The 13,868-nt window shown below is 66.0% G+C and carries 9 protein-coding genes; 8 read left to right on the forward strand and 1 reads right to left on the reverse strand.

Annotated elements, in window-relative coordinates:
• Nucleotides 1-32 precede the first annotated feature (32 nt).
• From BTE28158_RS22300 to BTE28158_RS22335, 8 genes are all read left to right on the forward strand, one after another.
• Complete coding sequence (locus BTE28158_RS22300) at nucleotides 33-1,340, forward strand: enolase C-terminal domain-like protein (protein ID WP_124627166.1); 1,308 nt, start codon at nucleotides 33-35, stop codon at nucleotides 1,338-1,340.
• Nucleotides 1,341-1,380: 40 nt separating this feature from the next.
• Nucleotides 1,381-2,718, forward strand: a complete 1,338-nt coding sequence (locus BTE28158_RS22305; RefSeq protein WP_151047476.1) for an MFS transporter — start codon at nucleotides 1,381-1,383, stop codon at nucleotides 2,716-2,718.
• Between the two features lie 69 nt (nucleotides 2,719-2,787).
• Nucleotides 2,788-4,329 (forward strand): UxaA family hydrolase, encoded by a 1,542-nt coding sequence (locus BTE28158_RS22310; protein WP_151047478.1) that lies wholly within the window; start codon nucleotides 2,788-2,790, stop codon nucleotides 4,327-4,329.
• A gap of 181 nt (nucleotides 4,330-4,510) precedes the next feature.
• Nucleotides 4,511-7,966 carry an adenylate/guanylate cyclase domain-containing protein gene (locus BTE28158_RS22315; protein WP_151047480.1) on the forward strand — a complete coding sequence of 1,152 codons (3,456 nt, stop codon included), beginning with the start codon at nucleotides 4,511-4,513 and terminating at the stop codon, nucleotides 7,964-7,966.
• A 92-nt stretch (nucleotides 7,967-8,058) separates the two neighbouring features.
• Entirely contained in the window at nucleotides 8,059-9,108 is a 1,050-nt protein-coding gene (locus BTE28158_RS22320) for a patatin-like phospholipase family protein (RefSeq protein WP_124627157.1), read from the forward strand.
• 138 nt (nucleotides 9,109-9,246) lie between these two features.
• Entirely contained in the window at nucleotides 9,247-9,792 is a 546-nt protein-coding gene (locus tag BTE28158_RS22325; protein WP_174920086.1) for an HD domain-containing protein, read from the forward strand.
• A 292-nt stretch (nucleotides 9,793-10,084) separates the two neighbouring features.
• Nucleotides 10,085-10,804 (forward strand): response regulator transcription factor, encoded by a 720-nt coding sequence (locus tag BTE28158_RS22330; protein WP_059606358.1) that lies wholly within the window; start codon nucleotides 10,085-10,087, stop codon nucleotides 10,802-10,804.
• Complete coding sequence (locus BTE28158_RS22335) at nucleotides 10,804-12,297, forward strand: HAMP domain-containing sensor histidine kinase (RefSeq protein ID WP_151047484.1); 1,494 nt, start codon at nucleotides 10,804-10,806, stop codon at nucleotides 12,295-12,297. Before BTE28158_RS22330 ends, BTE28158_RS22335 begins: the two co-directional genes overlap by 1 nt.
• Nucleotides 12,298-12,588: 291 nt before the next feature.
• On the opposite strand, the gene BTE28158_RS22340 is transcribed toward BTE28158_RS22335, so the two are convergent.
• Nucleotides 12,589-13,689 (reverse strand): AraC family transcriptional regulator, encoded by a 1,101-nt coding sequence (locus BTE28158_RS22340; RefSeq protein ID WP_151047486.1) that lies wholly within the window; start codon nucleotides 13,687-13,689, stop codon nucleotides 12,589-12,591.
• Between the last annotated feature and the right edge of the window lie 179 nt (nucleotides 13,690-13,868).

Consider the following 13,868-nt stretch of genomic DNA (forward strand, 5'->3'; position numbering starts at 1 on the left):
AATCAAATGAAATGGAATGGAGACACGCAACGATGACGACACGCATTATCGATGTGCTGGTACGTGACATTCGCTTTCCAACGTCCAGGAGCATGGACGGCTCGGATGCAATGAACGGCAACTCCGACTATTCGGCAACCTACGTGACGCTCGTCACCGATGCCGGCGACGGCCTTCGCGGGCACGGGCTCACGTTTACGATCGGCCGCGGCAACGACCTGTGTGTCGACGCGGCGCACGCGCTCGCGAAGCTGTTCGTGATCGGCCGGTCGCTCGACGAGATCACGGCCGATTTCGGCGCGTACTGGCACGAAATGGTCGCGGGCGACTGCCAGTTGCGCTGGGTCGGCCCGGAGAAGGGCGTGGTGCATCTCGCGACGGCCGCGCTGATCAACGCGATCTGGGATCTCTGGGCGAAAACGGCGCGCAAGCCGGTCTGGAAATTCCTGGTCGACATGCCGCCCGAACAACTCGTGAACTGCATCGACTTCACGTACATCGACGACGTGCTGACGCGCGACGAGGCCGTCGCGTTGCTGCGCCGGGCCGCACCCGGCAAGGTGCAGCGCGAGCGGGAGATGCGCGAGCACGGCTTTCCCGGCTACACGACCGCGGCCGGCTGGCTCGGTTATTCGGAGGAGAAGATGCGTGCGCTCGCACGCGCCGCCGTGGCCGACGGATGGACCCACCTGAAGCAGAAGGTCGGCGCGGATCTCGAGCAGGACGTGCGGCGTGCGCGCATCCTGCGCGAAGAACTCGGTTGGGAGCGCAAGCTGATGATGGACGCGAACCAGAACTGGGGCGTCGACGAGGCGATCGCGAACATGCGGGTGCTCGCGCGGTTCGATCCGTGGTGGATCGAGGAGCCCACCAGCCCGGACGACATTCTTGGTCATGCGGCGATCCGCCAGCGGATCGGGCCGATCGGTGTCGCGACCGGCGAGCATGCGCACAACCGCGTGATGTTCAAGCAGTTCTTCCAGGCCGGCGCGCTCGATTTCTGCCAGCTCGATCCCGCGCGGCTCGGCGGGCTCAACGAAGTACTCGCCGTCGTGCTGATGGCGGCGAAGTTCGGCGTGCCGGTGTGCCCGCACGGCGGCGGCGTTGGCCTGTGCCAGTACTCGCAGAACATCGTGATGTTCGACTATATCGCGGTGTCGGGCTCGCTGGAGCGGCGCGTGCTCGAATACGTCGACCATCTTCACGAGCATTTCGAGGCGCCGATCGTGATTCGCCGTGGGCGCTACATGCCGCAGGAGGCGCCTGGTTACGGCGTCACGATGAAGCCGGCTTCGCTCGATGCATTCGCGTACCCGGACGGGCCCGAATGGCGAGCGTAGTCGAACGGGCATCACGACAAGAACCATATCGGAGACAACGATGAACGACGATTCGCAGCAATCGCAGCACCTTGCCAGGGCGGTCAGGAAGGCCGCCGTCCGGCTCTTGCCGTTCCTCACGCTGATGTACGCGCTCGCCTTCATCGATCGCGCGAACGTCGGCTTCGCGAAGCTCGCCTATCAGGCCGACACGGGCTTGAGCGATGCGGCATTCGCATTCGGCGCCGGCATTTTCTTCATCGGTTATGCATTGTTCGAGGTGCCGAGCAATCTCGTCATGAATCGCATCGGCGCGCGCGTGTGGATGAGCCGGATCATGGTGACGTGGGGCTTCGTCTCGGCGTCGATGATGTTCGCGCATACGCCGACGCAGTTCTATACGATCCGCTTCCTGCTCGGCGCGGCGGAGGCCGGGTTCTTTCCAGGCATCATCCTGTATCTGACCTACTGGTTTCCTGCGAAGGGGCGCGCCCGCGCGCTCGGACTGTTCTACTTCGGCGTGCCCGTCGCGATGCTGATCGGCAATCCGCTGTCGGGCTTCCTGCTGCAGATGCATGACATGTTCGGTCTGCGGAACTGGCAATGGATGTATCTGGTCGAGGGGCTGATGGCGACCGTGGTTGGCGTGATCGCGTTCTTCTACCTGACGAGCCGGCCGAAAGACGCGCGCTGGCTGACCGACGACGAGAAGCGCGCATTGTGCGACACGCTCGACGCGGAAGAGCGCGCGAAATCGCGGCACCTGTCCGCAGCCGTGTTCGGCGTGCTGAAGGACCGTCGCGTGCTGACCTTCATTGCCGCGTACTTCTGCATCCAGATCGGCAATGCGCCGCTCGCGTTCTATCTGCCGTCGAAATTCGCCGCGACGATGGGCACCCAGATCGATGGAAAGATCGGGTTGCTGCTGATGATTCCGTGGCTGTGCACGATTGCGGCGATGATCGTCGCGACGCGATTCGCGGATCGCCACGACAACCATCTGCAGGTCGCGACCGGCATGCTGACGGTCGGGATTCTCGCATTCGCATCGATATCCGTGATCAACACGCCGGTGCTGGCGCTGCTCGCCTTCTGCATCGCGATCCCAGGGCTGGTTGCGTGCCAGCCGGTGTTCTGGTGCCTGCCGACGCGTTATCTCGGCGGGACGGGCGCGGCGAGCGGCATTGCGTTCATCGTGTCGATCGGCAATCTCGGCGGCTTCGTGTCGCCGCAGATCAAGGCGTTCGCGGACGCGGCATCGCACGATTCGCGCACGGGCTTCGTGGTGGTTGCGGCGTTGTGCTTCGTCAGCGTGCTGCTGCTGCGCTCGCTGCGCGGCATGGGGCACGCGGGCGCGGAAAGCGGGCCGGGCGGCGTGCAGGCCGGTTCGCATCGCTGAAGCGTTCGCCGGCGCCGCAAGGCGGCCTGCCGGCGCGGAACCACCCATCTTGAATCCAGGATTACCGTCATGTCTTTTCCCCCTACCGGGCCGGTTGCGATCCGACTCCATCCGAACGACGATGTCGTGATCGCGACGCGCCAGCTCGTGTCCGGCGACCTGATCGCGTCCGAGGCGCTCGCCGTGTCCGGCCTGATTCCGCCGGGCCACAAGGTGGCCGTGCGCGACATCGCGAAGGGCGAGCCGGTCAGGCGCTACAACCAGATCATCGGCGTCGCGCGCGAGACGATCGCGCGCGGTCAGCATGTGCACGTGCACAATCTCGGCATGGCCGAGTTTGCGCGCGAGCACGCGTTCGGCGCTGCCGCGAGTCCGACACGTCTCGACGACACACCGGCGACCTTCCTGGGTATTCGTCGTGACGACGGACGGATCGCGACGCGCAACTACATCGGCATACTGACTAGCGTCAATTGCTCCGCCACGGTGGCGCGTGCGATCGCCGATCATTTCCGGCGAGAGGTGAACCCGCGGGCGCTGGCCGACTATCCGGACATCGACGGCGTGATCGCGCTCACGCACGGGCTCGGCTGCGGGATCGATTCGCGGGGAGACGGAATCGCGATCCTTCGGCGCACGCTGGCGGGCTACGCCGCGCATCCGAATTTCCACTCGGTGCTGTTCATCGGTCTCGGTTGCGAGACCAACCAGATCGGCGACGTGCTGCGCGAAGGCGGGCATGCGGATGCTGCGCGCCTGCACCACTTCATGATCCAGGAGAGCGGCGGCACGCGCAGGACGATCGAGCGCGGCATCGCGATGGTCACGGACATGCTCGCGGACGCGAACCGTGCGGTGCGGGTCGCGATGCCGGCGGCGCATCTCGTGGTGGGGCTGCAGTGCGGCGGCTCGGACGGCTACTCGGGCATCTCGGCGAATCCCGCGCTGGGGGCGGCCGTCGACCGACTGGTACGGCAGGGCGGTACGGCGATCCTTTCCGAGACGCCCGAAATCTACGGCGCCGAGCATCTGCTCACCCGGCGTGCCGTCAGCCGCGACGTCGGCGAAAAGCTGCTCGCGCGCATCGCGTGGTGGGAAGCCTATTGCGCACGTCACGGCGCCGCGCTGGACAACAATCCGTCGGCCGGCAACAAGGCGGGCGGGCTCACGACGATCCTCGAGAAATCGCTCGGCGCGATCGCGAAGGCCGGAACCACGAATCTCGTCGACGTATACGAATATGCGCAGCGTATCGATGCGCGTGGCCTCGTTTTCATGGATTCGCCCGGCTACGACCCGATGTCGGCGACGGGGCAAGTCGCGTCGGGCGCGAACCTGATTTGCTTCACGACGGGGCGGGGTTCGGCTTACGGCTGTGCGCCGGCGCCGTCGTTGAAACTTGCAACGAATACCGCGCTGTGGGTGCGTCAGGAAGACGACATCGATATCGATTGCGGCGGGGTGATCGACGGTACGTCGAGTGTCGACCAGCTCGGCGCCGCGATCTTCCAGCACATGCTCGACTGCGCGTCCGGCAATCGCTCGAAAAGCGAGCTGCACGGCTACGGCCAGAACGAATTCGTGCCCTGGCAGGTTGGCGTGATCACCTGATCGCGTTTTGCTCGTTGCGGTGTGGCCCGGATGACGGTGTCGCGCGCGCTGCGAGCACTGACGGCCGAACGCGTGCTGACCCTCACCCTGTCGGCACATACGATCACGCTCGAGGCCCTGATTCCCGGCAGGGAGTGGCGCATAATGTTTCGAGGTCGACCCTTGGCTGGAAGAGGGTTTTATGCGCTGCACAATATGCGGGTCCGAGAATCCTCCCGGTGCGAGGTTCTGCCAGGAATGCCAGGCCGTGCTGTCCCGCACGTGTCCGCAATGCGGGCATGAGGCGGCGCCCGCGGCCCGCTTCTGCAGCCATTGCGGAACGTCGCTGACACCACCCGCCGCCGCGCCGTCGTTTTCCCGACCGTCGGGCCGCGAACCGCCACCCACCCCGATTCATTACACACCCGATCATCTTGCCGAGCGCATCCGTGCCGAACACGCGGCCATGGAAGCGCGCGGCGAGCCCGCCGGCGAGCGCAAGACCGTTACCGCGCTGTTCGCCGACATGGCCGGGTCGACCGCGCTGATCCACGATCTCGATCCCGAAGTGGCGCATCGCCTGATCGTCCCCGTGGTCGAGCTGATGATGGAAGCGGTCCACTACTACGAGGGATACGTCGCGAAATCGCTCGGCGACGGCATCCTCGCGTTGTTCGGCGCACCGATCGCCCACGAAGACCATGCGCAGCGCGCGCTGTTCGCCGCATTGCGCATGCAGCAGGCGATGCGGCAGCATGGCGACCGCATTCGTCTGCAGGAAGGCATTCCTCTGCAGATTCGCGTCGGCGTTCATACGGGCGAAGTCGTCGTCCGTTCCATCCGCACCGTCGACCTGCACACCGAATACGATCCGCTCGGGCATACGATCCACATCGCGTCGCGGATCGAGGGCATCGCCACGCCCACGTCGATTCTCGTCAGCGAGTCCACCCATAAGCTCGCCGAAGGCTATTTCGAGTTCAAGGCGCTGGGCGCGACACAACTCAAGGGCATTCCCGCGCCGCTGTGCGTATACGAGGTGCTTGGCCTGGGCGCTTTGCGCACGCGCCTGCAACTGGCGGCACATCGCGGTCTCGCGCGCTTCGTCGGTCGCGAGACGGAAATGGAGCATCTGAACCGTGCGCTGGAGGCCATGAGGTCGGGGCACGGGCGCGTCGTCGGTGTCGTGGGGGAGGCGGGCGTCGGGAAGTCTCGTCTGTTCCACGAGTTCAAGGAGCGCTCGCGACGTGGCGCGCTGGTGCTGGAGACGTTCTCGGTCTCGCACGGCAAGGCGTTTCCCAATTTACCGCTCATCGAACTCCTGAAGAACTATTTCCAGATCACGACGCAGGACGACGAGCGGCGCTGCCGGGAGAAGGTGATCGGCAAGGCGCTCGCGCTCGAGCGCAGTTTCGAGGACCTCGTGCCCTACGTCCTCTATCTGCTTGGAATCGGCGAGGGCGGGTCGGTACTCGTCGACATGGATCCGCAAATCCGGCGCGACCGCACCTTCGACGCGATCAGGCAGCTTCTCGTGCGAGAGAGCTGGAATCAGCCGGTCCATTTGCTGTTCGAGGATCTGCAATGGCTCGACCGCGAAACGGAAGCGTTTCTCACCTACCTGGTCGACCACGTGCCCGACGCACGCATCCTGCTTCTCGTGAACTACCGGCCCGAATATCAGCCCGCATGGGCCGGCGCGGATCATTGCAGCAGGATCCGGCTCGAACCGCTTGGCCCGTCCGATGCGCAAGGACTGCTCGCGGTGCTGCTCGGCGAGGATCGCACGCTCGTGCCGCTCAAGCAGCTCATTCTGGAGAAGACGGAGGGCAACCCGTTCTTCATGGAGGAAGTGGTCCAGACGCTCGTGGAAGAGCAATCGCTGCTCGGCGATGCCGGGCGTTATCACATCGTCGAGACCCCGACGACGCTGCACATTCCCACCACCGTGCAGGGCGTGCTGGCCGCGCGTATCGACCGGCTTCCCATCGAGGAAAAGGAGCTGCTGCAGGCGCTCGCGGTGATTGGCCACGAATTCCCGTTCAGTCTGATCCGGCAAATTTGCGGTGAGGCGCCGGCGCGCGACGACGAACTGCGTCGTCTGCTTGCCCACCTGGAAGAAGCGGAGTTCATCTTCGAGCGCCCGGCCTTTCCCGAAGTCAATTACTCGTTCAAGCACGCGCTGACCCAGGAAGTGGCCGGGCGCTCGTTGCTTACGGAGCGGCGCACCACGCTGCACGAGCGCACCGCGCAGGCGATCGAGATGCTGTTCCCGACGCGCATCGCCGATTACTGCAGCGAACTTGCGCACCACTACGGTCAGAGCGGAAACATTCCCAAGGCAGTCGAATACCTGCATCGCGCGGCACAGCAGGCGCTGCGCCATGCCGCCCATCACGATGCGATGAATCACCTTGGAGCGGCGCTTGCGTTGCTGAAGGGCCTGCCGGACACACCCATGCGTGCGCATTGGGAACTGACGGTGCTGCTTTCCCTCGGGCCCGTCCTGATGGACGTGCGCGGGTATGGCGCGACGGAGGTTGGCACGACCTATACGCGTGCGCTCGATTTGTGCGAGCGCACGGGCGAGGCATCGCAGCGCTTTGCGACGCAGCTGGGATTGCGGATGTACCACCTGGTGCGCGGCGAGTACGCTCTCGCGACCGATCTCGGCAAGCAGATGCTCGTAACCGCAAGGAATGCGAATGATCCAGGTCTCCTCGTCGAGGCGCACAGTGCACTGGGCTCGTGCTTTTTCCTGCAGGGCGATTTCGGCACGGCTCGCACACACCTGGAACAGGCCCTTGCGATCTACGATCCGGAGCAGCATCAGGCGCACGTCTTCGCACATGGAGTGGATCCCGGTATCCGGGCGCTCAGTTTCCTCGTGCTGACCTTGTGGATTCAGGGGTATCCCGACCAGGCGCTCAAGCGCAGCGTTGAAGCACTTGCGCTCGCACGGCATCTTTCTTATGGGCCGTCTCTGGCGTTCAGCCTGACCTACACGGCGCACTTGCATCAACTGAGGCGGGAGCCGATGCTTGCCGCCGAGCGCGCGGACGCGGTCATTGCCGTGTCGACCGAGCACGGATTGCCGTACTGGCTCGCCTGGGGAACGCTTCTGCGAGGCTGGGCGATGAGCGCGCAAGGAGACATCCAGGGCGGCATCGCGCAGATGCGGCTGGGCCTCGACGCGCAGCGGGCAGCGGGCGGCGAAGATCAGCGGCCTTATTGTCTTGCGTTGCTCGCCGACAGTTACTGGCGCGCGGGTGACGAGCGGGCCGCCCTGGACATGCTGGAAGAGGCGACGACGATCGTCGAGCACTCCGGCGAGCATTGCTACGAGGCCGAGCTGTACCGGCTCACGGGAATCTATCTGGCCGGCGCGGCGAGCAAGGAGGGGGCTGCCGCCACACGTGATGACGAAGCGGTTGACTGTTTTCATCGGGCGATCGCGCGCGCGCGCCGGCAGGGTGCCAGAGCGCTGGAATTGCGAGCAGCATCGGACCTCGCTCGGCTACTGCAACGACAGGGGAAGATCGTCGAGGCAAGGCAGGCGCTGTCCGAGGTGTACGCCTGGTTCACGGAAGGATTCGACACGTGCGATCTGCGAGAGGCGAAAGCGCTGCTGGATGCCTTGGACGGGCGCGCAGAATGAATGGGCCTGCGACGCACGACGACGTATCGCGTGACGACGCACCGTCCATGACCTGCCGTTGTTCCGTATAGCGAAGAACTGGGGAGACGGACATGACGATTACGCACACACGACGCCGCAACGATCTGCCGCGCAAACCGATCGCGCTGGCCTTGCAGGGGGGCGGGATGCACGGTGCCTTCACCTGGGGCGTGCTTGACCGGCTGCTCGAAGACGGCAGGCTCGAAATAGAGGGTGTCAGTGCAACCAGTGCCGGCGCGATGAACGCCGCCGTACTCGCGTACGGGCTGCAACAAGGCGGCGAAGACGGCGCGCGTCAGGCACTGCACGACTTCTGGCAGGCGGTCGCACGATCGGCGGAGCACTACAACCCGCTGCGCTGGGTGCCGTGGCTGAAGGGTACGCACAGCTTCGGGCTCGATCATTCGCCGCTCTATGCGTTCGCCGACATGATGCTGCGCGTCTTTTCGCCGTATCAGTTCAATCCGAACAACCTGAATCCGCTGCGCGAAGTGCTCGAAAGCCACGTCGATTTCGACGCACTGCGCAAGCACTGTCCGATCCGGTTGTACCTGTGCGCTACCAACGTCGAGACGGGGAAGATACGCATCTTCACGGGCGAGGACGTCAGTGCGGACGCGGTGCTGGCCTCGGCATGCGTGCCGACACTGTTCCAGGCGGTCTCGATCGATGGCGAATATTTCTGGGACGGCGGCTACATGGGCAATCCGGCCATCTATCCGCTCATCTACAATTGCGCGACGCGCGACGTCGTGATCGTGCACATCAATCCGCTCGTGCGACGCGGCGTGCCGATCACGGCCGCGGAAATCCTCAATCGCATCAGCGAGATCAGTTTCAATTCGTCGCTGATGCGCGAGATGCGGGCGATCGCGTTCGTCACCGACCTGATCCAGCAGGGCACGATCGATCGCGGCGAGATGAAGGAAATGCTGATCCATTCGATTCGCGCCGACGACGCCATGTGCGCGTTGAGCGTATCGAGCAAGTACAACGCGGATTGGGCATTTCTCAGCGAACTGCATGACCACGGTCGGCGCGAAGCCGACGCATGGCTTGCGCATCACTACGGAAACATCGGGCAGCGGTCGAGTATCGACATCCGCAGGGAGTTTCTCTGAACGCATCGCGGTAATGTCGGCATGGGGCGATCATGCGCAGACGCCCCGGGCCAAGGAGCGAACGTGAGCCGGATGCAGGAGCGGTTCGTCGCGTTGTGGTCGTGCAGCGGCGGGGCAGATGCCGAGGGTGTCTATCGGATGCTGGCGCGATGCTATGCGGAGCCGGCGCGCCATTACCACACGCTCGTCCACGTGCGGCGATGCTTGCGCCAGTTCGACCTGGCACGCGAGTCGATTCCCGAACCGGACGCCGTCGAACTCGCGCTCTGGTTCCATGACGTGATCTTCGTGCCCGGCGCGAAGGACAACGAGCAGAACAGCGCGGACTGGTTCCGGCGCCGGGCGGGCGAGCGAATCCGCGCCTGCGACCACATTTGCGCGATGATTCTCGCGACGACCCACTCGGGTATTGCCGCAGGACTGGATACCCGTTTCGTCTGCGACATCGACCTGGCCGTGCTCGGTGCTTCCCGCAGCCGGTTTCGCGAAGACGGCCGGCGTCTGCGGGCGGAGCGTCCCGATCTTGACGACCGGGCCTACGACCTTCATGAGCGAACCATTCTGCGCGGGCTGCTCGTGCGTCCGCGCATCTATCTGACGGACTTCTTCTACACGCGTTGCGAGATGCAGGCCCGCAGGAATTTGAGCTGGCGGCTCGGTTTGCCGGTTTCCGAATCGGAATGAAGAACGGCTGCGCCGACGTGATGATCGATCGAAGCGGTGCTCGAGCCCGGGCGATTGCCGTCTGAATTTTTGGGGGCCGGAATGAAGCGTCGCGCCGGTATTGCCCGTCAGCCCGCTCGCTACCCAAACTTAAACGAAATGTGACCCCTTCCCGCTGCAAAATTTTGCACAATGGCGGCAGCGCGGCGTTGCTGCCGCGATTCGCCCTCGCTGGCCGGTCTTTCGGCCCTGGGCAGACCAGAACCCGTCTTTCGACTTCCGGAACCACTACGACGTGCCGCCGCCGACCGCCATGGACCACCCCAAACGCATCCTGATCGTCGAGGACGATGCCGACATCGCCGACGTGCTGAGCCTGCACCTGCGCGACGAGCGCTACGAAGTGGTTCACAGCGCGGACGGCACGGAAGGGCTGCGCCTGCTCGAACAGGGCAACTGGGACGCACTGATCCTCGACCTGATGCTGCCCGGCGTCGACGGCCTGGAAATCTGCCGGCGCGCGCGCGCGATGGCGCGCTACACGCCGATCATCATCACGAGCGCACGCTCGAGCGAGGTGCACCGAATCCTCGGCCTCGAGCTCGGCGCCGACGACTACCTCGCGAAGCCGTTCTCGGTGCTCGAACTCGTCGCGCGGGTCAAGGCGTTGCTGCGGCGCGTCGACGCGCTCGCGCGCGATTCGCGGATCGACGCGGGCACGCTCGACGTGGCCGGGCTGTCGATCGACCCGATCGCGCGCGAAGCTGCCGTCAATGGCGCGCGCATCGACCTCACGCCGCGCGAGTTCGACCTGCTGTATTTCTTCGCGCGGCATCCGGGCAAGGTGTTCTCGCGGATGGACCTGCTCAATGCCGTGTGGGGCTACCAGCACGAAGGCTATGAACACACGGTGAACACCCACATCAACCGGTTGCGCGCGAAGATCGAGGCCGATCCGGCCGAACCCGTGCGCATCCTCACCGTGTGGGGACGCGGCTACAAGCTCGCCGCGCCGGATCAGCGGGACACGTGATGAAGCTGACCCTCACCCAGCGGCTGTCGCTCGTGTTCTCGGTCCTGCTGCTCGCGTGCTCGGGGGCGTCGGCATGGCTGCAGATCCGCGCGAACGACATGCGCGAGAAGGAAGTCGTGCAGGGCCTGTCGCGCGATCTCGCCGCGCATATCGCGAGCAGCACGCCGCTGATGGACGCGAACGGGCTGCGCCCGGACGCCGTGCGCTCGTTGTTCGGCCAGCTGATGGGCGTGAATCCGAGCGTCGAGGTGTACCTGCTCGACAACGCGGGGCACATCCAGGGTGACGACGCGCCGCCCGGCCACGTGAAGCGCGACCGCGTCGATCTGGCGCCGGTGCAGCGCTTCATCGCGGGCGATCCGCTGCCGATCCTCGGCGACGATCCGCGCAGCCCCGACGCGCGCAAGGTGTTCAGCGCCGCGCCGCTGCAGCGTGCGGGACAGCCGCCGTCCGGCTACATCTACGTGGTGCTGCTCGGCGAAGCGCACGACCGGCTGGCCGCGCGCGTCGACGCCGGCAACGTGCTGCGCACGACGCTGTGGTCGATGGCGCTTGTCGCGCTGCTCGGCCTGCTCGCGGGCCTGACCGCGTTCAGTTTCATCACGAGCCCGCTGCGCCGGTTGACCGATGCGATGCGCCGCTTCGACGCGAACGCGGCGCCCGACACGCAGCCGCCGGTGCCACGTTCGCCGCCCGGGCGGCGCGGCGACGACATCGCGGTGCTCGAATCCGCGTTCGCGCAGATGGCCGACCGGATCGGCGACCAGTGGCGCGCGCTGACGCGTCAGGACCAGCAGCGGCGCGAACTGATCACGAACATCTCGCACGACCTGCGCACGCCGCTGACGTCGCTGCACGGCTACCTCGAAACGCTGTCGCTGAAGTCCGACGCGCTCGCGGAGTCCGAGCGCCGCCGCTACCTGTCGATCGCGCTCGCGCAGAGCACGAAGGTCGGCCGCCTCGCGCAGGCGCTGTTCGAGCTCGCGCGGCTCGAATCGGGCGGCGTGCAGGCCGAGCGCGAGCCGTTCTCGCTCGTCGATCTCGTGCAGGACGTATTCGAGAAGTTCGAACTCGCCGCGCAGTCGCGCGGCGTCACGCTGCATGCGCGCATCCCGCCGCGCGTGCCGGTCGTGTCGGCCGATCTCGGGATGATCGAGCGCGTGCTGACCAACCTGCTCGACAACGCATTGCGGCACACGCCGCAGCACGGCGAAGTCGAAGTGGCGCTGACGCCGCAGGGAGACCGCGTGGTGGTGACCGTGTCGGATACCGGCGAAGGGATTCCGCCGGCGCGGCGCGAAGGGCTGTTCCAGCGGCCGCAACGGCCGATGAGCGGCGGTGCGGCGACGAGTGGCGGGCTCGGGCTGCTGATCGTGCACCGGATGCTCGCGCTCAACGGCAGCGGGATCCGGCTCGTCGACCGGGAGGGGCGTGGCGCGGTGTTCGAGTTCGCGCTGACGGTCGCGCAGCCGGCGGCCGGAGAGGCGCGCTGAAACGGACCGGCGCCGTCGTCGCGTTTTCCGCCGATCGGCATGCGTGGAATGGTGGACGGCCGACGCCGACCCATCGGCCGTCCACGGCAGTTGGCGCCGCGTGCGGCGTGGCAGGAGGCGCTACGTATCGATGCCCGGGCCGGTCTGGCCGATCGTGCGGGCACGTTTGAACCACGCGACTTGCGACCGGCAGAACGCGAGATTTGCGCGAACGATGGCCGACGGATGCCGATGTGACGGATACGGCAGGTTCACCTGATGTTCGGGCTCGCGCTCGCTCGTGCGTAGCGTCTACGCGCCGCGCTTGCGCCGCACGTCGCTCGGCGTCGTGCCGGTCCAGCGCTTGAACGCGTGGCGGAATCCCACCGCGTCGCTGAAGCCGAGCGTCAGCGCGATGTCCTCGGTGCTGAGCGTGGTGGTGCTCAGGTAGTCGATCGCGAGCGCCTTGCGCACGCTCGTCAGCAACTCGCTGTACGACGTGCCTTCGGCGTCGAGCTTGCGGCGCAATGTGCGCGACGTCATGCACAGGGTGTCGGCGATCGCGTCGATGTCCGGAAACTGCCCGGGCGTGCGCGTGAGTTCATGGTAGACGCGCCGCGTGACGCCCGCCTGGCTGCGCAATTCGTCGAGCAGGCGCGCGCAGTGCGACGACACCTGCGCGGCGGTGATCGGGTTCGCGAGCTGCGGCGCGCGCGTGAGCCACGCGGCCGGGTAGCTCAACACATGGTGCGGCTGGTCGAACGCGATCGGGCATTCGAGCGCATCGGACAGCAGCGCCGCATGCGGCGGTCGCGGCTGCGCGAACTGCGCGCGGGCCGGCACGCACCACGCGCCCATCACGTCCTTGATGATCGTCACGTGCAGCGCGAATTGCATGTCGATCAGGAAGCGGTAGAGCGGCAGGTCCGGCTCCGGCAGTGCGGCTTCATGCGGATCCGGGAACAGCCACGACGCGGTGTCGCCCTGTTCGACCCACCGGATCGCGAGCATCCCGTTCGCGAGCTGGTGATATTTGACTGCCGAATCGAATGCATGCGCGAGCGATTCCGAACACAGCATCGCGTAGCCGTACATTCCGTAGCTCGACGCATGCAGCCGGCGGCCGACGCGCACGCCGAGATCGGTGCCGTCATAGCGGCCGATCGCGTTGCGCGCGGCGGTCAGGAACTGCAGTTGCGATGTGAGCGTGAACGGGTCGGTGACGGCGTCCGGCGACAGGCCGGTGCCATCGAGCACGGCGGTCGGGTCGAGGCCGAGTTCCTGGGCGACACCGACCAGCACGGCCAGCTTGGCCGGCGAGAAGCGCTTCTCGCGCAACGCGTGGGCGAGCGGGGCGTCCGGCAGCGGGGCGGCGCCGGCGGCCGTCGGGGTCAAGAGCGCACTGCGCGGCATGGCTGGTTCTGCGTCCGATTCGATACCGTTCCGGGTTCGCGATTTTGCGCCGGAACGCGCGGGCGCGCCATAGGGTTCACCCTGATGCACATGGCCTTGCACGGCCCGACAACGGCAAACCGACGCGCGAGCGCTAGCCGTGGCTGGCGGTGCGCCGCGCGTCCGCGTGTCCGTTTCGA

The sequence above is a fragment of the Burkholderia diffusa genome, from assembly GCF_902499115.1.
GTDB lineage: Bacteria > Pseudomonadota > Gammaproteobacteria > Burkholderiales > Burkholderiaceae > Burkholderia > Burkholderia diffusa.